The 25,127-nt window shown below is 61.1% G+C and carries 24 protein-coding genes; 13 read left to right on the forward strand and 11 right to left on the reverse strand.

Annotation, left to right across the window (positions count from 1 at the left end; genetic code table 11):
• The first annotated feature begins 104 nt into the window (after nt 1–104).
• From hisB to MAIT1_RS15930, 8 genes are all read left to right on the forward strand, one after another.
• Nucleotides 105–701 carry an imidazoleglycerol-phosphate dehydratase HisB gene (gene hisB / locus MAIT1_RS15895; RefSeq protein WP_143814879.1) on the forward strand — a complete coding sequence of 199 codons (597 nt, stop codon included), beginning with the start codon at nt 105–107 and terminating at the stop codon, nt 699–701.
• Nucleotides 702–748: 47 nt separating this feature from the next.
• Nucleotides 749–1,384, forward strand: a complete 636-nt coding sequence (hisH, locus tag MAIT1_RS15900) for an imidazole glycerol phosphate synthase subunit HisH (RefSeq protein ID WP_085444534.1) — start codon at nt 749–751, stop codon at nt 1,382–1,384.
• A 232-nt stretch (nt 1,385–1,616) separates the two neighbouring features.
• A complete protein-coding gene (locus tag MAIT1_RS15905; RefSeq protein WP_085444535.1) occupies nt 1,617–2,468 on the forward strand; it encodes a bacteriohemerythrin in 852 nt (283 codons plus the stop codon).
• A 77-nt stretch (nt 2,469–2,545) separates the two neighbouring features.
• Nucleotides 2,546–4,138, forward strand: a complete 1,593-nt coding sequence (locus MAIT1_RS15910) for a trypsin-like peptidase domain-containing protein (RefSeq protein WP_158089546.1) — start codon at nt 2,546–2,548, stop codon at nt 4,136–4,138.
• 21 nt (nt 4,139–4,159) lie between these two features.
• Nucleotides 4,160–5,566: a DEAD/DEAH box helicase gene (locus MAIT1_RS15915; protein WP_085444537.1), complete on the forward strand. Its 1,407-nt coding sequence runs from the start codon at nt 4,160–4,162 to the stop codon at nt 5,564–5,566.
• A gap of 231 nt (nt 5,567–5,797) precedes the next feature.
• Complete coding sequence (locus MAIT1_RS15920) at nt 5,798–7,150, forward strand: DUF790 family protein (protein WP_085444538.1); 1,353 nt, start codon at nt 5,798–5,800, stop codon at nt 7,148–7,150.
• On the forward strand, nt 7,147–7,728 hold the full coding sequence (locus MAIT1_RS15925) for a hypothetical protein (RefSeq protein WP_085444539.1): 582 nt from the start codon (nt 7,147–7,149) through the stop codon (nt 7,726–7,728). Before MAIT1_RS15920 ends, MAIT1_RS15925 begins: the two co-directional genes overlap by 4 nt.
• Nucleotides 7,729–7,745: 17 nt before the next feature.
• The gene (locus MAIT1_RS15930; protein WP_143814880.1) at nt 7,746–8,405 is read left to right on the forward strand and encodes a cupredoxin domain-containing protein; all 660 of its coding nucleotides are present in this window, start codon (nt 7,746–7,748) and stop codon (nt 8,403–8,405) included.
• Nucleotides 8,406–9,536: 1,131 nt separating this feature from the next.
• Here MAIT1_RS15930 and MAIT1_RS15935 read toward each other — a convergent pair.
• Nucleotides 9,537–10,424, reverse strand: a complete 888-nt coding sequence (locus MAIT1_RS15935) for an MBL fold metallo-hydrolase (RefSeq protein WP_085444541.1) — start codon at nt 10,422–10,424, stop codon at nt 9,537–9,539.
• A 48-nt stretch (nt 10,425–10,472) separates the two neighbouring features.
• The gene (locus tag MAIT1_RS15940) at nt 10,473–11,276 is read right to left on the reverse strand and encodes an HDOD domain-containing protein (protein ID WP_198947920.1); all 804 of its coding nucleotides are present in this window, start codon (nt 11,274–11,276) and stop codon (nt 10,473–10,475) included.
• A 430-nt stretch (nt 11,277–11,706) separates the two neighbouring features.
• Here MAIT1_RS15940 and yajC point away from each other — a divergent pair, with 430 nt between their 5' ends.
• The 4 genes from yajC (at nt 11,707) to MAIT1_RS15960 (ending at nt 15,460) form a co-directional block, all read left to right on the forward strand.
• On the forward strand, nt 11,707–12,126 hold the full coding sequence (gene yajC, locus MAIT1_RS15945; RefSeq protein WP_085444543.1) for a preprotein translocase subunit YajC: 420 nt from the start codon (nt 11,707–11,709) through the stop codon (nt 12,124–12,126).
• An 88-nt stretch (nt 12,127–12,214) separates the two neighbouring features.
• A complete protein-coding gene (secD, locus tag MAIT1_RS15950) occupies nt 12,215–13,783 on the forward strand; it encodes a protein translocase subunit SecD (RefSeq protein ID WP_085444544.1) in 1,569 nt (522 codons plus the stop codon).
• A gap of 16 nt (nt 13,784–13,799) precedes the next feature.
• On the forward strand, nt 13,800–14,738 hold the full coding sequence (gene secF / locus MAIT1_RS15955; protein WP_085444545.1) for a protein translocase subunit SecF: 939 nt from the start codon (nt 13,800–13,802) through the stop codon (nt 14,736–14,738).
• Between the two features lie 347 nt (nt 14,739–15,085).
• Nucleotides 15,086–15,460: a response regulator gene (locus MAIT1_RS15960; protein WP_085444546.1), complete on the forward strand. Its 375-nt coding sequence runs from the start codon at nt 15,086–15,088 to the stop codon at nt 15,458–15,460.
• A gap of 17 nt (nt 15,461–15,477) precedes the next feature.
• Here MAIT1_RS15960 and MAIT1_RS15965 read toward each other — a convergent pair whose 3' ends face one another.
• Together MAIT1_RS15965 and MAIT1_RS15970 are read right to left on the reverse strand one after the other, a co-directional pair.
• Complete coding sequence (locus MAIT1_RS15965) at nt 15,478–16,272, reverse strand: TIGR03943 family putative permease subunit (protein ID WP_085444547.1); 795 nt, start codon at nt 16,270–16,272, stop codon at nt 15,478–15,480.
• Between the two features lie 2 nt (nt 16,273–16,274).
• A complete protein-coding gene (locus tag MAIT1_RS15970) occupies nt 16,275–17,411 on the reverse strand; it encodes a permease (protein ID WP_158089547.1) in 1,137 nt (378 codons plus the stop codon).
• Between the two features lie 261 nt (nt 17,412–17,672).
• Here MAIT1_RS15970 and MAIT1_RS15975 point away from each other — a divergent pair, with 261 nt between their 5' ends.
• Nucleotides 17,673–18,848: a KamA family radical SAM protein gene (locus MAIT1_RS15975; protein ID WP_085444549.1), complete on the forward strand. Its 1,176-nt coding sequence runs from the start codon at nt 17,673–17,675 to the stop codon at nt 18,846–18,848.
• 236 nt (nt 18,849–19,084) lie between these two features.
• Here the strand turns inward: MAIT1_RS15975 and MAIT1_RS15980 are convergent, their stop codons facing one another.
• From MAIT1_RS15980 to hisG, 7 genes are all read right to left on the reverse strand, one after another.
• Nucleotides 19,085–19,780, reverse strand: coding sequence for an LbetaH domain-containing protein (locus MAIT1_RS15980; protein WP_085444550.1), 696 nt, complete (start codon nt 19,778–19,780; stop codon nt 19,085–19,087).
• 44 nt (nt 19,781–19,824) lie between these two features.
• Complete coding sequence (gene pseF, locus MAIT1_RS15985; RefSeq protein WP_158089548.1) at nt 19,825–20,550, reverse strand: pseudaminic acid cytidylyltransferase; 726 nt, start codon at nt 20,548–20,550, stop codon at nt 19,825–19,827.
• Between the two features lie 79 nt (nt 20,551–20,629).
• On the reverse strand, nt 20,630–20,935 hold the full coding sequence (locus tag MAIT1_RS15990; RefSeq protein WP_158089549.1) for an HPF/RaiA family ribosome-associated protein: 306 nt from the start codon (nt 20,933–20,935) through the stop codon (nt 20,630–20,632).
• Nucleotides 20,936–20,968: 33 nt separating this feature from the next.
• On the reverse strand, nt 20,969–22,108 hold the full coding sequence (locus tag MAIT1_RS15995; RefSeq protein WP_085444553.1) for a sodium ion-translocating decarboxylase subunit beta: 1,140 nt from the start codon (nt 22,106–22,108) through the stop codon (nt 20,969–20,971).
• Nucleotides 22,109–22,138: 30 nt separating this feature from the next.
• Entirely contained in the window at nt 22,139–23,806 is a 1,668-nt protein-coding gene (locus MAIT1_RS16000; RefSeq protein WP_085444554.1) for an oxaloacetate decarboxylase subunit alpha, read from the reverse strand.
• Between the two features lie 69 nt (nt 23,807–23,875).
• Nucleotides 23,876–24,130: an OadG family protein gene (locus tag MAIT1_RS16005; protein ID WP_085444555.1), complete on the reverse strand. Its 255-nt coding sequence runs from the start codon at nt 24,128–24,130 to the stop codon at nt 23,876–23,878.
• A gap of 95 nt (nt 24,131–24,225) precedes the next feature.
• A complete protein-coding gene (gene hisG, locus MAIT1_RS16010; RefSeq protein ID WP_085444556.1) occupies nt 24,226–25,104 on the reverse strand; it encodes an ATP phosphoribosyltransferase in 879 nt (292 codons plus the stop codon).
• Nucleotides 25,105–25,127: the final 23 nt, after the last annotated feature.

The following is a 25,127-nucleotide window of genomic DNA, read 5'->3' on the forward strand; positions in this document are numbered from 1 at the left end:
ATGAAGAAAATGCGCTAGAATGGAGCGTTTCCCTGTCTTTATATCGTGTGGCGTTCCGGCTTGTGCGGAGGCGTCAATCGCGAATGCGCAATCGAGGTTCGATCATGCAACGCAGCGCCGAAAAGCAGCGCAAGACCGCTGAAACCGAAATCACCGTTATGTGGAATCTGGATGGCTCTGGCGTCGGCCAACTGGATACCGGGGTGGGCTTCTTCGACCACATGCTCGACCAGATCGCCCGCCATGGGCTGATGGATCTGAGCGTGCGCGCCCGCGGCGATCTGCACATCGACGCCCACCACACGGTGGAGGATGTGGGCATCGCCATGGGCCAGGCGTTTCGCCAGGCCATCGGCGATCGCGCCGGGATTCAGCGCTATGGCCACGCCTATGTGCCGCTGGATGAGGCGCTGGCGCGGGTGGTGGTGGATATCTCCAATCGCCCCTTTCTGCATTGGGAGGTGAATTTTCCCTCGCAGAAGATCGGTGATTTCGACGCCGAGTTGTTTCGCGAGTGGTTCTACGCCTTCGCCATCAACGCCGGGGTGAGCATGCATGTGGATCTGCTGCGCGGCAGCAATAGCCATCACATCGCCGAGTGCTGTTTCAAGGCGTTGGCGCGGGCGCTGCGCGCGGCGTGCGCCATCGACCCCCAGCGCGGCGGCGCAACCCCCAGCACCAAGGGGACCCTGAGCGCCTGAGCGCCAGGGGAGTCAAGAGCCGGATTTGTGTTGAACGAGGAGCAGCGATGATCACGGTGGTCGATTACGGTTCAGGCAATTTGCGTTCGGTCTCCAAAGCGCTGGAGAAGGTGGGCGGCGATGTGACGGTGAGCGCGCGGCCCGAGGATGTGGCGGCGGCTTCGCACATTGTGTTGCCGGGGGTGGGCGCGTTTGCCGATTGCCGTCGCAATCTGGATGAGACCGGGCTCACCGAGCCGGTGCTGGCGCACATCGAAGCGGGCAAACCCTTCTTCGGCATCTGCGTGGGCATGCAGATGCTGTTTAGCGAAGGGCATGAGTTCGGCGTGCACCCGGGGTTGGGGCTGATCCCCGGTTCAGTGGTGGGTTTTCCCACCGATATGCCCGACCCGGCGGACGATACCCGTCTGCTCAAAGTGCCGCACATGGGCTGGAGCCGCGTCAAACAGGCGCAGAAGCACCCTTTGTGGAACGGCATCGACGACAAGTCGTTCTTCTATTTTGTGCACTCTTTCCATGGACGACCTGATGATCTGGGCCATATGGCGGGCACGGCCATGTATGGCGCGCCGTTCACCGCCGCGGTGGCGCGCGACAACCTCTTCGCGACCCAGTTTCACCCGGAGAAGAGCCAGAACAATGGGCTGAAGCTGCTGGAGAATTTTATCTCCTGGCGACCCTGATTGCGCCGCTGAACGCCCACGCCGCTGTGTGAAGCGGGGTGGGCGTTTTTGTGTCCATTATTCACATTTCTGACATTTACAGATGGGATGTTTCTGGTTAATATCATAAACGTCTAATATGGCGTCCTTTCGGGGGGGGAGGCGTCGAGGACGCCGCAAGGCGCCGGTTCCGCTTAGCGGCGCGCACGGGAGTCACGGGATGTGATCCGCGCGTGTTGCGTCAGGAGTGGATATGATCAGCTTGCAGTTGGCCCCTCTGCCGCCCAATGTGGCGATGCTCAGCGGCTGCCCTTCTTTCGATCGAGGGCACGGCGAATGTCTGGCCGTGCTCAACGACTTCCTGACGACCCCGCCAACCGCCGAACCTGCGCAACTGGTCGAACAGATCAAGCGTATGGCTCACTCCGCCCAAGCGCATTTCCTCAGTGAAGAGAAGTTTCTCACTGATCAGCACTACCCCCGTCTGCAAGCCCATCGCAACGCCCACGCGCGTCTGCTCAGGCGTATGGGTCTGGTGATCCGAGAGCTCTCAAGCAGCGTCACGCCCATTCGCCTGCTGGCGCTCAAGGTGCAGTTGAAAGACGCCTTGGCGCGGCACATTCGCCATGAAGATCTGGACTACGCGCGCATCTATTGCGACCACCGCCCCAATGAAGTGTGCGGCGTGACCGACGACATGCTCGACTGGTCGCAGGAGTTGAGTCTGGGCGCGCCCACTCTGGATCGCGAACACGGTGAGTTGGCGCGCACCCTCAACGCCTTCTACTGCGCCGCCATTCACGAAGCTTACGGCATCGACCCCAGCCCCTTCGTGCGCAAAATCCAGACCCGCTTCCAAGCCCACTTCGAACACGAAAAAGAGCTGCTGGAGCGCTATGCGCCGGAGTTGGCCGCCGTGCATTTGGCCGATCACGACTCCTTCTCGCAAAGCCTGGATGGCGCGCTCTCAGCGCTGTCGGATCCCGAAGACCGCATTGAGGATCTGGGCGCGCTGTTCGACGCCCTTCAACTGTGGTTTATCCGCCACACCCTCACCGCCGACCTGGAGTTGGCCGAGCGTCTGCCCAACGAACTGCGCGACTGATACGCCGTTTGCATCCGCGCGCGCTCTGCGCCACAATGCCCGCTGCAGCTATTTCTCCAACCGTCGGGCGACTCCCCATGCTCTCCACATCGTGGTTTTTGCGTGTTCTCACGCCGCTTGCGGCGCTGTTTGTTGCTCTGATCTCCACGGCGCAAGCCGCTCCGGGGCTGGATTGGGCGGAAATCGTCTCACGCTATCGTGACGGCGTGGTGCGGGTCACCTCCCACGCCACCCGTCAGTCGGTGCTGCAACCCTTCCTTGGCCCCGAGCCCACCGGCGCCACGCGCGGGGCGGCGTTCTTTATCGATGACGCCGGGCATCTGCTGACCAACGCCCATGTGCTGGGCGGGGTGCAGGTGAATAAGGAGGGGGTGTTTATCCGTCAGCCCGCCTCCATTGTGCTGACCACCCCGCGCTCGGGCTTTGATCGCTTTGAGGCGCAGTTGGTGGCGATTTTTGAGAAGGGCGACGTGGCCCTACTCAAACTCAAAGAGTATGAACGTGAACGGTTTTTAAAGATGCACGGGGGCAAAATCACCGTGCTCAAACTGGCCGACTCTGATCAACTGGCGGCGGGCGAGGGGGTCGTGGCGCTAGGCTATCCCACCGAACATCTGACCGTCACCGAGGGTATTGTCAGCGGCTTTACCCGCAGCGCTTCGGGGGTCTATCAGTTCATCCAGACCAACTCCGCGCTCAATCCCGGCAATAGCGGCGGGCCGTCGCTGGATGGCCAGGGCGGAGTGATCGGCATCAACAGCAAGGTGCGGCGCAAATCCGAGAATATCGGCTTCATCATCCCCATCAACGCCATCAAGAGTCTGTTGCCGGGTCTGCGGGAGGGGCAGGCGCAATTCCCGGCGCTGGGCATCGGCTGGCGCGGCATGGACGCCAACACCGCCGAGTTTCTCGGCATGCCGGAGAAGAGGGGCATTCTTCTCACCCGGGTGGAGCCGGGCGGAGCGGCGGATGCCGCCGGGTTGCGGCGCCTGGACGTGATCACGCAGTTGGGCGACTCCCCAATCAACTTTCGCGCCATTGGCCAATTGCCTAATGGGCGGCAGATGGGGCTGGCCCCGCTGCTGCGACGCTACGCCAACGGTCAAACCCTGCCGCTGCGCTTCTATCGCGACGGCGCGCTGCAGCAGACCGATGTGACCCTGCAACCCTACCCCGAACAGGCCATTGGCGATCTGCGTCTGGGCGATCCCATCGACTATGAGATCTGGGGCGGAGCGGTGTTCCAGCCACTCAATGTCAAGATCCTGAGCTATCTGACCAAGTATCGCGGCGGCGGGTTGGTGGAGTGGCTGGCGCCCTATCGCTTGAGCGAAAACCGGGGGCGGGCGCGGGTGGTGATCACCCATGTGTTCGACAACTCGCCGGTGCACCGCAGTCGCAAACTGGGCGTTGGCGATGTGATCCTCAGCGCCAATGGCGAACCCATCGAGACCTTGGCGGATCTGCGCGCGCAACTGGCGCGGCCTGAGCCCATTGCTGGCGGCAGCGGCGAGAACAGGGCGCAGCGCTTTGTCACCTTGGAGGTGGAGGATGGCTCGTTTGCCGCCTTCTCCCGCCACGATGTGGCGCGCAATGAGGCGCGTTTGAAGATGATCTACGGCTATGAGCGCAATCGTCCGGCGTTTGCGGAAAGCGATGATGGCGAGTAATTCCGGCATAGGCGGCGTGCGGTGATCCGCATCACCTTCGATCGCGGCGCGCTGCGCATCAGCGGCGACCCCGAGCGGCTGGCCCCGGCGGCGAAGTGGCTGACGTGGGATGCGCGCATCAGCGCCTACCGAGCGCAGGCGCGCCACTATGGTCCCATCGCCCTGGCGCTGCATCGGGCCGGGGAGGCGTTCCATGACGAGGCGCGCGGATTCGAGAAACGCGATTTTCACTCCCGTGAAGGGCTGACCCCGCGTCCGCACCAGCAGCAGGCCATGCGCGCCTGGGCCGAGCAGGAGCACAACGGCGTGGTGGTGATGCCCACCGGCTCGGGCAAATCGCTGGTGGCGCGGATGGCCATTGAGCGGGTCAAGCGCGACGCCATCGTGCTGGCGCCCACCATCGACCTGCTGCACCAGTGGTCGGAGCAGATGGGCGCGGCGTTTGACATGCCCATCGGCGTCATCGGCGGCGGCGAGTTCGATATTCAGCCGCTCACCGTCTGCACCTATGACTCCGCCGCCATCCACATGGAGCGCATCGGCGACCGTTTCGGCCTGCTGATCTGCGACGAGTGCCACCATCTGCCCACTCCCACCAACCGCTTGGCGGCGGTGATGAGCATTGCGCCGTTCCGGCTGGGGCTTACCGCCACCCCCGAGCGCACCGACGGCGGCGAAGAGGCGATCTACGAACTGCTGGGTCCGCTGTGTCACCGGGTGGAGATCGCCCATCTGGAGGGGGAGTATCTGGCCCCGTATGATCTGGAGAAGATCCCGGTGATCCTCGATGATGACGAGCGGCAGGCGTATGACGCCGCCTACGCCCATTACCGAGGCTTTGTCGCCGCCAACGGCATCCGCCTGGGCGGGCCCAACGGCTGGAACAACTTCATCATGTTCTGCGCCCGCTCCGCCGAGGGGCGCGCCGCGTTCAAGGCGTATCAGACGCAAAAGCGCATTGCGCGGGCCTCACGGGCCAAACTGCGCGCGGTGTGGGGATTGCTGCGGCGGCATCGCACGGAGCAATCGATCCTGTTCACCGATGACAACGCCACCGCCTACGCCATTGGCGAAACCTTCTTTCTGCCGGTGATCACCCATAAGACCAAGCTGGCCGAGCGCAAGGCGCTGCTGGCGGCGTTTCGCGCCGGGGAGGTGAAGTCCATGGTCACCAGCCGCGTGCTCAACGAGGGGGTGGATGTGCCCGACGTGGCGGTGGGAATTATCGTCTCCGGCACCGGCTCGGTGCGCGAGCATGTGCAGCGGTTGGGGCGGATTCTGCGTCCGCGAGAGGGTAAGCGGGCGGTGCTGTATGAGTTGGTGAGCGAGGACACCGCCGAGCAGTTCACCAGCGAGAGACGCAGGCAGCATGCTGCGTATCAGAAGGACCAGCTCATTCTGGATGAGAACGGCGGTCAGGATGAGTAGCACATGTTCCGCGAAGATCGAAAAGGTGGAAAGTCCCGACATTTATGGCGGGACTTTCCGGGGTCTGGGGGCCGCGCCCCCAGCGGCCATAGGCGAAGCCGTATCAACAATCAATGGGGCGGCGCCCCACGGTGTGGTCGTTGATCTTCGGGAGTTTGAGGGCAGAGCCCTCAATATCTCAAATCTTCCCTGTTTTGACGGCGCCTCGAAGCCGAGCGGAGACAGAGGCCAATGCTAGGCGGCGAACATCTACGCTTCAACCAGCGCAAGGGGGAGATCCATCCACGCTTTGTGGATGTGGAGAACCAGGCGCTGCTGCGCGCCACGGGGGATCTGATCGACCTCTACGCCCAGGGCGAAGGGGAGTCCCGCGAGGGGCTGGCGGAGATGGCCCAGCCAGTGATCGCCAGCGGCTACCGCAGCCCCAAGATTCTCAAGGGGCTGGACAAGCTGTTGCAGAACCGCTGCGAATTCCGCGAGCCGGAGGCGGGTCTGAGCGAGTTTCGCATGCAGGTGTTGCAGCGCTCCGCCGAGCTGCTCAGTGAAGCGGATATGGGCGACCTGACCGAGTTTCGCCGCCTGTTGGCGGAGCCGTTCGGCGAGCATCCCGACGCCCTGGCCGAGCGCCTCTACGCCGATCTGCCCAACCGGCAGCCGTTGGTGAAATTTCGCCCCATCAAACCGGGGGATCTGCTCAATCGCTACAACGTCTCCCAGGTGCAGGGGTTGCTGCTGCGCTGCGAGCAGTTGACCGCCACCATTCACGACGACGACCCCGGCCATGTGCGACTGCTGCTGCGCCATCTGAAATTCCAGCAACTGCTGGCGGAGGTGCGCAAACAGGCCGACGGCGCCATTCAATTGACCCTGGATGGTCCCCTCAGCGTATTGATGAACACCAACAAATACGGCCTGCAACTGGCGCTGTTCTTCCCGGCGTTGCTGCTGATGAAACGCTGGCGCATTGAGGCGAAGATTCAGATGCGCGGCAAACAGCGCGCGGATTTGGCGCTGGATGAGAGCAGCGGCCTAAAGAACTACTACCGCCAGACCACCGCTTACCGTCCGCCCGCATTCGACGTGCTGGCGGCGGCGCTGACCGAGGCGGGCGGCCCGTGGCGTCTGCTGGATGAGCCGCCGCTGTTGGATTTGGGGCGGCAGGAGTTGTTGGCGGCGGATTTCGCTTTCGCCCATGAGAGCGGGACCACGATTCCATTGGAGATGTTCCACCGTTGGCACCGTGGGCCATTGCTGCATCGGCTGGCCTATCTGGGTGAGAATGCGCAATTGCCGCTGTGCATCGGCGTGGATCGCGCGTTGGCCAAAGAGAAGGATGTGGCGCGGGCGTTGGAGCAGTCGACGTGGTTTGCGCAGCACGGTTTTCTGTTCAGCGATCTGCCGCCGCTCAAACGGGTGATTGCGGCGTTGGAGAGTTGGCTTGCAGCCTCAGACCCACCCATCAAGAAACCGGGCAGGGCTGCGGCGAAGTCCAAAACAGGTAAGGCGCCCGCAAAGAGAGCGCCCACCAGGAAATCCACCGCTGCGCGCAAAAGCGCGGCGGGTCAATCGGGAGAGTCAGAATGAAGTGGGTTCGCGCCATGATGGCGATTGTTGTGATGTGGCTGGGCGTCTCCATCGCCCACGCCAAAGAGGCTTCTGCTTTGCGTTGGGTGACGCCCTCCGATCCGCAGATTACCGTACAGCAGGGACAGACGGTGACCTTTGAGGTGCAGGGGGAGGGGCTGACCCAGGCGAGTTGGAAGGTGCTGGGGCATGACAAGGGGCCCCATGCGTTGAATAGTGACGGCCGATTCGCGCACCAATTCGTGCGCCCCGGGGTGCGGGTGGTGGTGGTGACCGATGCGCACAAGCGGCAGATTTTCCGCCGTATTCTAGTGGATAAGGCGTTGCAGCCAGCCGATGAACTGAGCATTGTGTCGCCTCAACGCGGGCATCGTTTTGCGGTGGGCGCGCCGATTCCCCTCCACGCCAAAGGGGCGCAGCCCCATGTGGTGTGGGAGTTGGGCGATGGACGGGTGGTGCGTGGGGCCATGGGCACGGCGGTGTTCACCAAGGCCGGGCAACATCGCATTCGGGTGTATGATATCGAAGCGGGCAGCGGCAAGCGTCGTGACGCCACAGTGATGATTCAGGTGCAGTGAAGGGGTTGATGATGGCAATGAACAGAGCAGTAACCGGGTGGATTCTTCCTGCGCTGGCGGCGTTGATGGTTCAGTTTGGCGCATCCACTGCGTCTGCCGCGCCCTCGTTGGCCTCTTGGGGGTTGGAGGGGCTGCTGGGGGAAGACAAGAAGGAGGAGGTGGATCCGCGTTGGTTGCGCATTCTCAAGCCCGATACCCGCATGGTCACCATCAAGCCGGGGGAGTCGGTGACGTTTGAGCTGGATTGGTTCCCGGCGGACAAGTCGCCGCACTGGTATGCGGCCACGGCGCCGCGTGAGCGGGTGGCCATTGATAGCAAGAGCTTTACGGTGCGCTTCGCCAAGCCGGGGGTGTTTTTCATCGGCGCACAGTTGGGGCGCAAGGGGCCGCGCGAGGTGCGCGAGATCCATGTGATCGATCCCAAAATGCCGGTGACGCCGTTGACGATTCTGCAGCCCAAGGCGGGGCGGAAATTCAAAGTGGGCGAGCGGATTGCGCTGAATGCTGATAGCGGCGTGGGGGATGTGGTGTGGGTGTTGGGCAATGGGCGTGAGGTGCGCGGCACGTTTGTGCATGTGGCGTATCCGGAGCCGGGGGCGTACACGCTGCGGGCGGTTGAGGTGAATCGGATGACGGGTCAGGTGAGTGAGGGTGAAGTGGAGATTGTGATTGAGTAAAAGTGTGTGCGTGACCAAGCTCGAGCGCGCGCTGACTAAGGTGGCCGCCGACTGGTCGGCGGCGGGGTCTGGGGGCCGCGCCCCCAGCGGGGTGTGGGGCGGCGCCCCACGGTGTGGCCGTGGCAGTAGTCTTATGCCGTTTCCCCATTGAAGGAAAGTCGAGTCAGCAGAGAGCAGCAAGAGAAGTGCAGAGCGGGGAGCGAGTAGGAAGGCAAACGGGGAAACGGCAGTGAGCAGGCCCGAAGGGCCGTCGCCCGCAGGGCGGCGAATGCAGTAGAACTCGAAGTGGGGGAAAGTTGAAAAGTGTTTGCGGGAAGGAGCTTGATTGAGTTATCCCGAGAACGCCTAAATTTGCTTATCTATAAGACTCATTCTCAAAAACGTCCAGTGTCTGTTCAGGGGACTCATTAAGAAAGTTAACCGTTTGAGGGCCTGAAGATTTTAAGTTAAAATTCTGTAGTTCAGAGTCAATGCTTCCAATTTTTTTCTTGGAGCGGTTTGAATGTTTTAAACGATGTGCGACTCCAATCCCTCCTATAAGAGTGTCGAGGTTGGATGAAATATTTTCCCGAATATTGTGAGGTGAAATGCTCCTCCCCCCGCAAACTCAATGACTAATGCCAATATTCCGAGTGTTAAAGACCCAGCAAAAAAATAAGCAAATGTATCAGAATAATCGCGGTGTGGGTAGCCCAACATTATAGCTTGAAGGGCGGACTTGTTAGCTAAAGGAATTTTGTTGTTCATTACCGTCCCGCAATGTTATGCCACGGATTGTTAGCATTGTTAAATTAACGCTAAATATTTCCCGCAAACACTTTTTAACCTTTCCCAGTGTCGGGTTTTAGAGCAGTTCGCCGTCCTCCGGACGACGGCCCTGCGGGCCTGCTCACCTGCCGTTTCCCCGACGGCCTTCGTGCGGGCTCGTCATTCCGCGCTTTTCATGGCGCTGGTTGTGGGCTCGGATTTCCTTCGATGGGGAAACGGCCAAAGACTACTGACACGGCCACACCGTGGGCTCCGCCCACACCCGCTGGGGGCAGCGGCCCCCAGACCCCGCCTGCGGCCAGCCGCAGGCCCATTAGACAATCCTCGCTCGGACTCTTTCCCGCAAACACTTTTACTTTGCGCTTACCACTCGAACTCCAGCCCCTCGTGGGAGATGTGCAACTCCGGATCACCCGGCTTCTTCTCATAGTTGGCCATGGCTTGGTCGAACAGTTTGTCTAACTCATCATCACCGCGCGTGGGCTCGTGATGGGTGAAGATCAGATTCTTCACCCCCGCCGCCCGCGCCATGGCCACACTGGTGTCGTACGTGCCATGACCCCACCCCATGCGCTGCGGATACTCGTCCGTGGTGTAGCTGGTGTCGGCAATCAGGTAGTCGACCCCATGGATGAACTCCGCAATGGCGTCGTTCTTCTGATCCATGAAGGTCTTGTACTCCTCGTAATCCTCATCCTCCGGGTCGTAGATGTTGTACAGCGGCTCATGATCGCCGGTGAAGAACATCGACTTGCCATTGCAATCCACCCGATAGCCGAAATTCAGCACCGGGTGGTTCATTAGAATGCAGGTCACCGTGGCGTCGCCCACCTGTACGCTCTGACGCTCGCGCAACGTGGTGTAGTCCAACGTGGCCTTGAGCTCGGCCTCGCGCACCGGGAAGTAGCTGTACTCCAACTGACGCGACAACACCTCGCGAATATCGCGATGATTGATGGGGTCGTAAGCGCCGTGAATGTGAATCTTGTTGCCGGGCACAAATTGCGGAATGAAAAACGGCAGACCCTGGATGTGATCCCAGTGGGTGTGGGTGATGAACAGATGCACGTTCAGCGGCATGCTCGCCAACAGCGTCTGCGCCAACGGGAAAATGCCAGTGCCCGCATCGATGATCATCACATGGCCGTCGTCGGAACGCACCTCAATACAGGTGGTGTTGCCGCCGTAGCGCACAGTGTTCTGGCCAGGGGAGGGGATGGAGCCCCGCACCCCCCAAAAGCGGATTTTCATACCGATCTCCGCGCCGGTTGAATCAGTAACGATCGCATGCTGGCGCGATCACACATGAATAAAGAGGCGGGCGCGCTCCAGCTCGCCCCAAAGATTTTCCAGATTCTCGCACAGACCATCATAGTCCATACCGAAACGTTCGCGCAGTCGCTCAGGCATATCCGCCACCAGCGCGTCGCCGGCAAAGCCGATCTCCAGCTTCTTGGCCATCTGGTTGGCCACAAAGACACAATCGCGCAACAGGCACTCTTCTGGGCCAGGGTCGTGATGCTCGCGAATGGCGCGCACCAACTCCTCGGGCAGTTGCCAGCGCTCGCCCAGCGTGGCGCCGATCAAGGTGTGGTCAGCGTCCAGGGTGATGCGCTCGGCTTCGCACAGCGAAATGCCGCGCTCCTTGGCGATGCGCATCGCCTCGCGGAACTCCTCGGGCATGTATTGCGAGAACACCACTTTGCCGAAATCATGCAGCAGACCGGCGACGAAAAAGTCGGTGGAGTCCTTCTCGGAAACGCCCAGGCGACGGGCCAGCAGTTTGGCGATGGCGCCGCAGCCCACCGAGTGCAGCAGGAATTGATTGGTGTCCAGGCCGCCCTGATTGATTTTCGGCAGCATGCCACGGGTGGCGACGGAAAGCGCCAGGTTCTTGACGGTGTTGATCCCCACAAACACCACGGCGTGGTTGATGGAGGTGATCTTACGCGACAGGCCGAAATAGGAGGCGTTGACCATGCGCAGAATTTTCAGCGTCATGACCGGGTCGTGGTCAATAATGCTGACCAAATCCTTGGGCTGGAAATTCAGATCGGAGGTCAATTGCAACACCCGATGCACGCTCTTGGGAAAGGCGGGCATCTTATCGACCAATCTGACCAGTTTTGCTGGCAGTGGGGGCATAACACACCGTTTTTACAGATTGCCAACCGCTATCTCATATGGGGAATAACGCGCTGGCGATAATGACGTTTGGGCGCCACATCCCGGCGATGCGGCTGTCCGGGGCGCGACAAACTCTTCCTATTGTGCGCCCAAATTGGTAGTGAGCGCAATGCTTTAGGGTAAGCAGAGGTCCGTCGTTGGCTCTGATGCGGCGGTAACGCAAGGGTTTTACAACGCCGCCGACGCATCCTGCGTCAGGCCAACTTCCTTCTGTTTCAGACATGTGCTTGCCGCTTGTGATTCCGCAAACCACGTGCCATTTTTGCGCCTGTTTCGTCCGGCGATGTGATGGTGTACTCTGTCTGGCTCCAAAAGCAAATTGTGACCCTTTTTTGAGGAATGACCCATGACTGATCTGTTGATCTCCTCCGCCTACGCTCAAGACGCTGGCGCTGCGCCTGCTGGCGGCGGCATCGAGGGGCTGGTGTTGATGGCGCTGATGTTCGCGGTGCTCTACTTCCTGATGATCCGCCCGCAGCAGAAGCAGCAGAAACAGCATAAAGAGATGGTGGCCAACCTCAGCCGCGGCGACCGCGTGGTGACCACAGGCGGCTTGATCGGCGTGATTCATCGCGTGGAAGAGAGCGAGATTCAGTTGGAAGTGGCCATGGTGGATCTGGGTGGTAAAGATAAATCGCCGGTGCGCGTGCGCGTGCGTCGCGACATGGTGGGCGGCATGGTGGCCAAGAACGTCGGCGGCGCCTCCGCTGCCGAAGAGCCCGCTGAGGATAAGAGCAAAGAGAAGGACACCCCCACGGTCTCCTAATCGCCTGTGACTGCGCGGCCTCTGCGTAAACGGAGGCCGCGCCCTACTCTGACATGTTGGTTTGAGTCGTCGGTCAAGGATTGTCCCCATGCGTCAGTTGCCCATCTGGAAACCCATATTGGTGATCGCGGTTTCCCTGCTCGCCCTCTATTTCGCTCTGCCCACCCTGTATGAGGATACGCCGCCCGCTTGGCTCAAAGGCGATAAGATCCATCAGGGGCTGGACCTGCAAGGCGGTCTCTATCTGCTGTATGAAGTGGAGGTGGAGAAGGCCGTCGAACAGGACGCCGAGAGCCTGGTGGATACCGTCAAGTCGGTGATGCGCGATGCGCGCTTCCGCTATCGCAGCGTGGCCCGCAGCGGCGTCGATCGCGTCACGCTGCGTCTGTCGCCGGAGAGTGAGGCGGCCAAGATCGAGGCGGCGCTGAAAAAAGAGGTGGCTGACGTCGTGATTACGCCCAAGGGCGCCGACGGTTTCGAACTGGTGTTCACGCCGGAGAAGATCAAGAGCACCGAAGAGTTCGCCGTGCAGCAGGCGATTCAGATCATGCGCGCCCGCATTGACGAATTCGGCGTGGCGGAACCCAGCATCCAGAAGCAGGGCAAGGATCGCATCATCATCCAGCTGCCCGGCGTCAAGGAGCCCGAACGCGCCAAGAATCTGATTGGCCGCACCGCGCGCCTGGAGTTCAAGATCGTTGACGACAAGAACAACGAGCAGGCGCTGGCCACTGGTCGCGCGCCGCCGGGCACAGCGCTCTACAGCTTTCAGGACAAAGGCGACGGCATCGCCCCGGGCAAAATTCTGCTGAAGAAGCGCACCGTGCTGTCGGGTAAGCATCTGGATGACGCCCGCCCCAGTTACGACCAGTACAACATGCCCTACGTGTCGGTGAAGTTCGACCGTCTGGGCGGACGCATCTTCGCCCGCCTGACCGGCGAGCATGTCAATGATCGCATGGCCATCGTGTTGGACGGCGTGGTCTTCTCGGCGCCGGTGATCCGCGAGAAGATCGTCGGCGGTCAAGCCTCCATCAGCGGCTCGTTCTCGCCGCAAGACGCCCATGATCTGGCCATCGTGCTGCGCGCCGGCGCGCTGCCGGCGCCGCTGAAGATCCTTGAAGAGCGCACCGTTGGCCCTACCCTGGGCCGCGATTCGGTCAACCAGGGGATCAACTCCATCGTCATCGGCGGCATTCTGGTGGTGATCTTCATGGCCCTCTACTACAAGGGCTTCGGCATGCTGGCCAATGTGGCGGTGGTGTTGAATATCATCATCCTCATCGCGGTGCTGGCGGGGATGCAGGCCACCCTGACCCTGCCGGGTCTGGCCGGGACAGTGCTGCTGCTGGGGATGGCGGTGGACGCCAACGTGCTGATCTTCGAGCGCATCCGCGAGGAGCTGCGCAGCGGCAAAACGCCCTTGGCGGCCATTGATCACGGCTACGGCAAGGCGTTCTCCACCATTCTGGACGCCAACATCACCACCCTGATCACCGCCATCGTGCTGTTCCAGTTCGGCACCGGCCCGGTGCGGGGCTTTGCGGTGACCTTGAGCATCGGTCTGGTGGCCTCCATGTTCACCGCCATCTTTGTCACCCGTGTGTTGCTGGCGATGATTGTGCGCAATCGTCGTCTCAACAAACTGTCGATCTGATCCGGGGGAGCGCAGCATGCGTTTTTTTAACAAACTGACCGATTTCGACTTCACCGGTCGTCGCCAACTGGCGTTCATGTTGTCGGGCGCTCTGATCGTGGTGAGTCTTCTCTCTCTGGTCACTCAGGGGCTCAACTTCGGCATCGACTTCACCGGCGGCACGCTGGTGCAGGTGCGCTTTGAGCAGAACGCGCCCATCGTGCAGATGCGCCAAGAGCTGGATAAGCTGGATCTGGGCGACATGGCGATCCAGGAGTTTGGCGACCCCCGCGAGGCGCTGATCCGCTTTGAGAAGCAGGGCAAGGACAACAAAGAGCAGCAAGAACTCCTCGGCGGCGTCATGGGCGCGCTGGAGGGGATCGTCGGCAAGGGCAAGGTGGAGCAGCGCCGGGTGGAGTTCGTCGGCCCGCAGGTGGGAGATGAGCTGGCCGAACAGGGCCTGCTGGCGATGCTGCTGTCGCTGGGGGCGATCCTGATCTATGTGGCGTTCCGCTTTGAGGCGCGTTTTGCTGTGGGCGCGGTGGCGGCGTTGATCCACGACGTGTTCCTCACCATGGGCTTCTTCTCGCTGATTCACCACGAGTTCACTCTGGTGGTGGTGGCGGCGCTGCTGACTGTGGTGGGCTACTCCCTCAACGACACCATCGTGGTCTACGACCGCATCCGCGAAGAGATGAAGCGGCTCAAGAAGCAGCCGTTGGGCACGGTCATCAACGAAGCGGTCAACCGCACCCTGTCGCGCACCCTGGTCACCTCGCTGACCACCATTCTGGTGCTGTTGGCGTTACTGGTGTTGGGCGGCGCGGTGATTCACGACTTCGCCTTGACGCTGTTCTTCGGCGTGGTGGTGGGCACCTACTCCTCCATCTTTGTGGCCAGCCCGGTGATCATGTTTATGGACAAGGGCAAACCCTCGCCGCTGCAAGGGGGTAAGCCGACGGTGGAGAGCGCCTGATAGAGAACGTTGCGACTTGCGCTAGAATCAGTCGAATTCAAAATTGGACATTGGCGATTTTGGCGATGGAGGATATCGAGGGCTTTGCCCTCGAGCTCCCAAGGTCAAAATCCAAACCGTGGGCGCTGCCCACACCCGCTTAAGGGTCACAGACCCTTAAGAATCCCGACAAATTTCCGTTGGAAATTTGTCCCCTAGTCAGTGCAAGCTGAACCAACGTCACGCAAACATTGAGCGCTTAGGATTTGTGTCACTCTGCATTCAAGCGACTAGTGTGGGCGTCAGGTGTCTGTGTGTCGCGCTGGCAACAGACGGCGCGAAACCCAACGAAATCTCAAGGAGGCGTTATGGCTTCTGTGATGATTGTGGATGATGATGCGGCGGTGCGCGCGCTGTTGCGCCAGATCCTGGAGGACGAAGGCCACCGGGTGAGCGAGGCGGGCAATGGGCGCGAAGGGGTGGATCGCTTCAGCCACGAGCCCCATGACATCATCATCACCGATATGCTGATGCCGGAGAAGGATGGCGTGGAGGTGATCATGGAGCTGCGCGAGAAGTTCTCCGGGGTCAAAATTATCGCCATCTCCGGCGGCGGACGCGGCTTGGACGCGGCTTTCAACCTGAAGGTGGCCAAGGATTTTGGCGCCTTCGCCACCCTGGCCAAACCGTTCTCGCGCCAAGAGGTGCTGGATGCGGTGGGCCAGTTGCTGGCCGACGGCTGATTCGCCTGCGGCGCTCGTTAACCGTTGAGCCCTGTCAGCCAACTCAAGTAAGGGGCCTCCGGCGCTGCGCTGGGGGCCCACTTTTCGATCTGCATCAAGAATACCTGCCCATTGTGGTCGCTTTCGCGCACCCGGCCCTGAATTGTCAGCCACTGCCCCTCCGTTACGGATTCCAACTGCGTCAGCGTCTGTTCATCCCCTTGCAGAATCACCCCCACTGGGGTGGCGTCCGCCGCGCAGCAGGAGATGGCGTGGCGATAGAGCATCAGCATCTCGCCCTGGAAGCCGGGCATATGTCGTTGCGCCGCCTCTTGCGGGATGCGGTGCAGGCGTCCAAGGGTTTCCACGGGGACCTGTTCGTTGATGGTCTGCTGGGTGTAGAGATCCACCAGGGTGACCGGGAAGTAGCCGCTTTCAGGCGGAAATTCGAAATTCATCTCTTCGAACGGGCGCGCCGTGGGCGTCTGCACCCGCACATTGAGGGAGCCGTAATTGTCCTCGGTGAGATTGAGCGTGGTGGTTCCGACGATGGCGAACAGCAGGATCGGCGCAAAGTAGCCCAGTGTGGCCAGCAGATCGCGCCAGGGGGCGGTGGAGGGCTCCGGGGCGCTCTTCTCCCGCGCCAGCAGACCCGCCAGCCACGCCAGGGTGAGGGTGATGCAGCCCGCCCACAGAATCTGGCTCTGCAGCTTGGCCAGATAGAGCCCGTCGTAGCCCTTGGCCAGCATCCACCAGAAGAACAGTAGCCAGCCGCCCAGTTGCAACTCGGCGCGCCACGCCATGATGCGTCCCATCACAGTGCGCAGGCTCATGCTCACATCTCCAGCCCAAACAGGGTGTCCAGCCAGTTCCAGGCCACCAGATTCACAAACACAACGTAGAGGCTGACCATGGCGATGATGGTCAGGGAGAGCTGCACGATAAAGCGCGTATGGAACACCGTGCGATACATCGCCAGCAGCTTGATGTCCAGCATGGGGCCCAGCACCAGGAAGGCCATGTGTGCGCCCACGTCGAACTCCACAAAGCTGGCGGAGACGAAGGCGTCGGCCTCGGAGCAGAGCGACATGATAAACGCCGCCGCCATCATCACCGCCGGACCCATGATGGGGCCTTCGCCCAGCTCAAACAGCGTGGTCTGACCGATGAAGGTCTTCATGCAGGCGGCCAGAAACACCCCGAACAGGAAGTAGGGGGTCATCTCCAGGAAGTCTTCGCGCACATGGATCATCAACGCGCTCAGGCGGCCGGTTTTGGGGCCGTGATCGTGGCCGCAGCCGCAGTTGGCGTCATGGGAGTGGTCATGGGGAGCGGTATGAATCGGAATGTGTGGGTGATCGTGACCGCTGAGGAACCGCGCCTTCACCGCGCGGCTCTTGGCCATGCGTAGAAACAGAAACGCCACCGCCAGCGCCACCATCACCCCGCCCAGGCCGCGCAGGAACGGGTAGATGGGGTCGCGGAAGTAGGCGATCCACACCCCGGTCAGCACCACCGGGTTGAAGATGGGCGCGGCCAGCAGATAGGCGATGGCGTGGGGCAGGGGCAGACCCTTGCCCAGCAACCGCCGCACCACCGGCACGACGCCGCATTCGCACACCGGGAACAGCGGCGCGGCCAGAACCACGGCGGGGATGCCCCACACGCCCAAGCGATTGGCCAGGCGCGGCAGCAGTCCGGCGGGCACAAAGGTTTCAATCAATGCCGCCGCCAATGCGCCCAGGGCCATGAACGGTCCGGCTTCCAGACAGATGCTGATGAAGTAGGTGGAGAAGTTCTCTCGCCAGCGGCTGGACTGATTGGCTTCTGGACTGAGCAGCCGATCGTTGAGGTCCGGCGTGAACAGCGACGCGATCTGTGGGGTGAAGAACAGGGTGATAAAGCCGATCAGCAGCAGGGCGATGACCGCCTTGTCGCGTTGGCCGGGCTGGACGTGTTGGCTTGTGTGCATACGACCCTCGCTCGGTGAGAGTGTTACAGTATAACACTGCGAATCGTCGCACAAGCCCCGCTGCACAGCCATTTTTAGCAATGGTTCGCATTGTAACTAATGGCAGCATCTGCTATAGTAAAAAGGTTCGAAAACAAACCATCTGTTGCTTCCCCTTCGCTTCAGGGTGACCCTGGCGGCTCACCTGCGGCGCTCTGCGCTTGCGTAACGATGTCTTGTCGTCGCGCAATTCAGGAAGTCCAAATTTTACAGGAGTTGTCTATGTTGGCCCAGCCGGAAGCCCTTCCGCCGCTGAGTGATTGGCAGGCGTTTGACTGGAAAACCGAACTGCGCAACAACGTGCGCACAGTGGCGGATCTGGAGCAGGTACTGCCGCTGCAGGGGGAGGAGAAAGCGGCGCTGGAGAGGGTCGTCGATCTGCACCCGATGAACATTCCCCGGTACTATCTGAATCTGATCGACTCGAACGATCCCCACGATCCCATTCGCAAACTGGCGGTGCCGCAAACCGAAGAGTTGGTGGTGGCGGGCGCCATGGGCGACACCACCACCGACCCTTACGGCGACGATAAACATAGCAAGGGCAACGGCATTCTGCACAAATACAGCTACACCGCGCTGGTGGTGAGCACCGAGGCGTGCACCATGTACTGCCGCCACTGCTTCCGCAAAGTGTTCGTGGGGCTTCCCAACGATAAGACGGTGGAAAATTTCGAGCAGGCGGCCAAGTACATCGCCGAACATGATGAGATCACCAACGTGGTGATCTCCGGCGGCGACCCCATGATGCTGCCCACCGAGAATCTGCGCCGCATGCTGGATGCGCTCAAGGATATCCCGCATCTGAACTACGTGCGCATCGGCACCCGCACGCCGGTGGTGTTCCCCATGCGCTTCTTCGAGGATGAGGTGATTGAACTGTTCCGTGAGTTCAACGAGGCCAAGACCCTCTACATGCCCACCCACTTCAACCACCCGGCGGAGATCACCCCCGAGTCCACCGAGGCGGTGAAGCGCATCCGTAGCGCCGGGGTGACCATGAATAATCAGGCGGTGCTGCTCAAGGGGATCAACGATGACGCCGACACCCTGGCCGAGCTGATGAACGGTCTGACGCGCATCGGCGTGAACCCGTATTATCTGTATCAATGCATGCCAGTGGCGCGGGTGCGACACCACTTCCAGACCCCGCTCAAGGCCGGGGTGGATATGGTGGATGCGGCGCGTCAGCGCATGGATGGCTACGCCAAGCGCTTCAAATTCATCATCGCCCACGACATGGGCAAGATCGAGATTTGCGGGCGGGTGGGGGACAAGTTGATTCTCAAGCAGATTCACGCGCGCCAGGAGAGCCCGGAGGAGGCATCGCGCATGTTGGTGTATCAACTCACCGAAGAGGGCGGCGAGCTGGAGGATCTGCAACCGGTGGCGATTTAAGGGCGCAATAGTCGAGTATAACCGCTTGAATCCAGAATGACACAAATCCAAAGCGCTCAATGTTTGCGTGACACTGGTTGGTCTTGCGCTGACTATGGGACAAATTTCCAACGGAAATTTGGCGGGATTCTTAAGGGTCTGTGACCCTTAAGCGGGTGTGGGCAGCGCCCACGGTTTGGATTTTGATCTTGGGAGCTCGAGGGCGCAGCCCTCGATATCTTTCAGCGCCCAGATGTTCAGTTTTGAATGCTAGCGACAATTTCTAGGGGAAGCGGACTCAGAAAAAAATCCAGGCTCTTGTACTTATTGGGCTTGATTACCAGATTGGGCGAGCTGCCGAATACAATCGAGTTGTCAGGAATGTCGGTGTCCTTGATGTAGGTGTTGGCTGCAAGGATGACGTTGTTGCCGATATGGCAGTTGCCCAGCACCTTGGAGTCCGACATCATCTTGATGTTTTCGCCAAAAACCGGGAACACGCCCTTGTTATTGCCTACGGTGCAGCCTTGGGAAAAGGCGAAGCGCTCGCCATAGGTCGCGCGCCCCAGCACGCTGCCGGCCGGATGGTCCAGGAAGAAGACCTTCGGCATCTCGATTTCATAAAACAGATCCACCGAGTTCAGGCACTTGTTGAGGTAGTAGATCCGGTCCGGCAGGGTGCTGCGCGGCGTTTCGTCAAGGAATGCCTGGCGGCACAGATAGTAGAGAAAAATCGCATACTGGCCAGCGTGGAAGGGGTTGAAATAGGCCTCCCCATCCCGGCTGTAGTACTTGTTGGCGATCTGGCTGAAACAGTGTTCGGTCTTCTCAAGGGTGGGGCCCATGACGGCGTTGAGCACAGCCTCTTCACGACTCTCATCAAAGATGAACAGAGAGGTGAGCTGTCGCTTTACCAGCTGAACCAATTCCGGTTGTGGGAGTTCCAATCGCATTATGAGGTCCCCTGGATCTGTGAATCTGAGCCCATGGCGGGCGCTCAGTGAAAGCGCCACTCTGCATCGTAGGCGTCCAAGCCCAGCGTTTTCATCTTGCTTTCCGCAACGTCGAAATCCTCAACGGTGTCGATATCCACCACATTTTTTCTATTGAGAATCTGCATGCCCACATTGGCGTTGGTGACGTTCATCTCCCGCCGCACCGCCTCGGCGCGGCACAGATAGAACTGCCCGGCGTCATGCAGCGCCTCGGTCAAATCCTGCGAGCGCGTCATGGCGTGTTCGGGCTGAAACATCTGCGCATAACCGTGGGAATTCTTGAATACGGCGCGTTGGATGGGAAAGGGGAAGGTGGTGGCCGCCATGATCAAGTCGCAAGAGGCGTCCTGGGTTAAGGCGGCATAGGCGGCCTGGATATCCTGAGGATTCAATAACACCGCTGTGGGATAGACAATCAACACAGAGTCGACCTTGCCGACGTTCTGCTCATGCCAGTTGAGGGCGTGGGCCGCCACCGCCATGGTGCCGGTGAAATCATCGGCCAGCGAGTCGGGGCGGGTGTAGGGGGTGGCGACCCCTTTTTCACGCACCACGGCGGCGATCTGCGCGTCATCGGTGGAGAGCAGAATCTGCTCGGCGCGGAAGAGTTTGGACAGCGCCATCAGCGGCCAGTAGATCATCGGTTGGCCACAGATGGGTTTGATATTCTTGCGCGGCACCCGTTTGCTGCCGCCACGGGCCGGAATGATGACCAGAACATCTTTCATCCGCATCGTCTCCCCCCTGCCAGGAGCATGAAAAAAGCCCTCCCAAATGGGAGGGCTTTTCGTAGACACAGCGTACCGCTTACCGGTGGTTCTTCTTATTCTTTTCGGCCCAGGTTTGCATCTCCATGGCCAGGGCGTCGAGCATGTCGTTAACGGCGGGCACCACGGAGCCGGACTCCTTGGTGGCGGTCAGAGTGCCGCCAGGGACGTTGATCACCCCTTTGACCTCCGCGCGCTGCTCGTTATTGTGGGACTTGCGCTCGATGCTCACCCGGGCGTGCGTGATGGGTCCGAACCGCGAATTGAGGTTGTCCATCCGCTTGTTGATGCGCTCCTTAAGCTCATCACCAATCTCCACCTGACGACCTTCCAGCTTGATGTCCACGATATTGATACTCCTTCGGCTTGTCGTTTCCAGTTATCCACCCAGCACGGCCAGCAACACTCCCGCAGCAGCGGCGGAGCCGATCACGCCGGCTACATTGGGCCCCATAGCGTGCATGAGCAGGAAGTTATGATGGTTTGACTCTAATCCTACCTTATTTGCCACCCGCGCCGCCATAGGCACTGCAGAGACCCCTGCGGCGCCGATGAGCGGATTGATGGCGCCACCGGTCAATTTGCACATCAATTTCCCCATCAACACCCCGGCGGCGGTGCCGATGCCAAACGCCACAACGCCCAGCAGCAGGATGCCCAGGGTCTCGGCGGTGAGGAACTTCTCCGCCGACAGTTTGGAGCCCACCGCCAACCCCAGCAGGATGGTGACGATGTTGATCAGTTCATTCTGCGCGGTCTTGGACAGACGCTCCACCACGCCGCTCTCCTTGAGCAGATTGCCAAAGGTGAGCATGCCGATAAGCGGCGCGGCGTCGGGCAGGAACAGCGCGCACAGCAGCAGCACCGCCAGCGGGAAGAGGATCTTCTCCAGACGACTCACCGGACGCAGCTGAGTCATCTCGATTTTGCGCTCGGCCTCGGTGGTGAGGGCGCGCATGATGGGCGGCTGGATCAGCGGCACCAGCGCCATGTAGCTGTAGGCGGCCACCGCGATGGCGCCCATCAGATCCGGGGCCAGCTTGGAGGAGAGGTAGATGGCCGTCGGACCATCGGCGCCGCCGATGATGCCGATGGCGGCGGCGTCCTTGAGCGAGAACTCCACCCCGGGGATGGCGTTCATGGCCAGCGCGCCGATGAGGGTGATGAAGATGCCGAACTGCGCCGCCGCGCCCAGGAACAGGGTGCTGGGGCGCGCGATGAGCGGACCAAAATCGGTGAGCGCGCCCACCCCCATGAAGATCAGCAGCGGGAACACGCCGCTATTCACCCCCACGGTGAAGAAGTGGTAGAGGAAGCCGCCCTCATGGGCGATGCCCGCCACCGGGATGTTGGCCAGGATGGTTCCAAAGCCGATGGGCACCAGCAGCAGCGGTTCGAAGTTCTTGCGAATGGCCAGATAGAGCAGCAGACAGCCGATGACGATCATGATCGCCTGACCGGGCTCGACATTGGCGACGCCGGTGCTGTGCCACAGGGCCATAAGATTATTGGAAGCCATGGATTCCCCGATCTCTCAGCGTGGGCGGGATCAGGCCAGATCCAGCAGCGGATCGCCCAGGTTGACCGCTTTGCCCTCGCTGATGTGAATGGCGGTGACCGAACCGCCGCGCGGAGCGCGCACTTCGGTCTCCATCTTCATCGCTTCGAGCACCACGATAACGTCGCCGGAGGCGACGGTTTCGCCCACCGCAACCTTCACCTTGACCACATTGCCCGCCAGCGGGGCGTTGACCGGCGCGCCGCTGGCGGCGGGGGCCGCAGCGGGCGCCGCCGGGGCGGCGGCGGGCTTCGGCTCCTCCTCCAGCCACGGGGCCGGTTCGAAGGCGTCGGGGTTGTCGCGATTCTGCAGGAACTTCAGACCCACCTGCGGGAACAGGGCGTAGGTGAGCACGTCGTCAATTTCCGCCTCGGCCAGTTTGATGTTCTTCTCAGCCGCCAACCCTTTGAGTTCGGCGGTGAGCTTGTCCAGCTCCGGCTGCAGCAGGTCGGCGGGGCGACAGGTGATGGGCTTCTCGCCCTCTTCCAGCACCCGCGCCTGCAGCTCCTTGTTCATGGGGCCGGGGGTGGCGCCGTATTCGCCGCGCAGAATGCCGCGGGTCTCTTTGGTGATGGTCTTGTAGCGCTCGCCCATGAGGACGTTGAACACCGCCTGGGTGCCGACGATCTGCGAAGTGGGGGTCACCAGGGCGATGGTCCCCAGATCCTTGCGCACCCGGGGGATCTCCTCCAGCACCTCATCCATGCGGTCGCCCGCGCCTTGCTGCTTGAGCTGGTTCTCCATGTTGGTGAGCATGCCGCCGGGCACCTGGGCGATGAGAATGCGCGAATCCACGCCCTTCAAGGAGCCCTCGAACTTCTTGTATTTGGGGCGCACTTTGCGGAAGTAGGCGGAGACCTCCTCCAGCGCTTGCAGGTTCAGGCCGGTGTCGCGCTCGGTGCCTTCCAGGATCGACACCACCGATTCGGTGGCGGAGTGGCCGTAGGTCATGGACATCGACGCGGTGGCGGTGTCCACCATGTCGATGCCCGCTTCGGCGCATTTGACAATGGTGGCGGTGGACAGACCCGTGGTGGCGTGACACTGCATGGCGATGGGCACGCTCACCGCTTCCTTCAAGCGGGTCACCAGCTCTTCGCCCACATAGGGCTTGAGCAGACCGGCCATATCCTTGATGCAGATGGAGTGGCTGCCCATATCCTCCAGCTTTTTGGCCATGTCCACCCACATGTCGATGGTGTGCACGTCGCTGATGGTGTAGGAGAGGGTGCCTTGGGCGTGGGCGGTTCCGCCGATCTTGAGAGTCGCCTTGATGGCGGTCTCCAGATTGCGGGTGTCGTTCATGGCGTCGAAGATGCGGAACACTTCGATGCCGTTGGCGTAGGCGCGCTCCACGAACGCTTCCACCACGTCGTCGGCGTAGTGGCGGTAGCCGAGGATGTTCTGCCCGCGGAACAGCATCTGCAGCGGGGTTTTCGGCATCGCCTTCTTGAGCAGGCGGGCGCGCTCCCAGGGATCTTCGCCGAGAAAGCGGATGCAGCTGTCGAAGGTGGCGCCGCCCCAAGCCTCGATGGACCAGAAGCCGATCTCGTCCATCTTCGGCGCGATGGGCAACATATCCTCAATGCGCATGCGCGTGGCCAGCAGGGATTGGTGGGCGTCGCGCAGGGCCAGTTCGGTGATGCCGAGTTTGCTCATGTGGGAAGATCCTTGGCTTTAGCGGTTGCGTCGCGTGGGCGGCAAGATTTCGATGATGCAGCTAAACTGTCAGCGGCGGAGGGTGTGGCGATAGCGCGCCACCGCGGCGCTGATGGCGGCGATATGGTCGCCGCCGCTGTGCGTAGGCGTCGCGACGGGCGCGGGTTTGGGGGCCGGGGCGGGCGCTTGCGGCTGGCGCGCCTCAATGGATTGCGCCAGCTTGGACATCCAGCCGATCACCACCACCAGCAGGGCCAGGAAGGTAAACACCGTGCCCATGCCCAGGAACATCAGGTTAACGCCTTCCTGCACCGTTCCGTCCATTTTTCCCTCGCTCCGTTGCTTCGCTCAAAGGCCCGTTGTGGCGCGCCGAAAGCACAGAAAAAAGTGGCCTCGAGCGAGTCGAAGCCAAAGATCGTTTATACCACCTTTTGCAGATCGTATTCCAGGATTCCTTCCGCCCCCGCCGCCGCCAGTTTGGGGATCAGTTCACGCACCTGTTTTTTATCCACCACGCTCTCCACCGCGAACCAGCCGGTCTCGCTCAGGGGGTTGATGGTGGGGGCGTGCAGGCTGGGCAGCAGTTGCGAAACAGCGTCCAGATTGGCCTGGGAGACGTTGAGTTTGAGCATCGATTTGCGGCGTGCGGTCAGGGCCGCGTTGAGCATCAGGCGAATCTGCTCGATTTTGGCGCTCTTGGCCGGGTCCTGCATGGCCGCCGGGTGGGCGATCATCTGCGTGCTGGTGGTGAACAGCTCATGCACGATGCGCAGTTTGTTGGCGCGGATGGTGGAGCCGGTCTCGGTGATCTCCACCACCGCATCCACCACCCCCTCCACCGCCTTGGCTTCGGTGGCGCCCCAGGAGTAGAGAATCTCCGCCTCCACCCCGTGTTCGCCCAGCATGCGGCGGGTGGTGTTGAGCAGTTCGGTGGCGATGCGCTTGCCGTGCAGGTCTTTGATGCTCTGGATCGGCGAATCCTCAGGCACCACCACCACCCAGCGGCAGGGTTGGTTGGAGCTTTTGGAGTACTCCAGCTCACACACCGTGTGGACTTTGTCCAGGCAGTCCTGCTCCATGATCCAGTCGTAGCCGGTGAAGCCCAGGTCCAGGGAGCCGTCGGCCACATAGAGGGCCATCTCCTGGGGCTTGATCAGCTTGAGGGTCAACTCGGCGTCATCCACCGAGGGGAAGTAGTTGCGCGAGCGGGTGGCGATGTTCCACCCGGCTTGGGCGAACAGCTCCAGGGTGGAGGTCTCCAGGCTGCCTTTGGGCAGGCCGACGGTAAGCAGGGACATGATGGCGTCCTGTGGTTATGAGT

The organism is Magnetofaba australis IT-1, assembly GCF_002109495.1.
GTDB classification, from domain to species: Bacteria; Pseudomonadota; Magnetococcia; order Magnetococcales; family Magnetococcaceae; genus Magnetofaba; species Magnetofaba australis.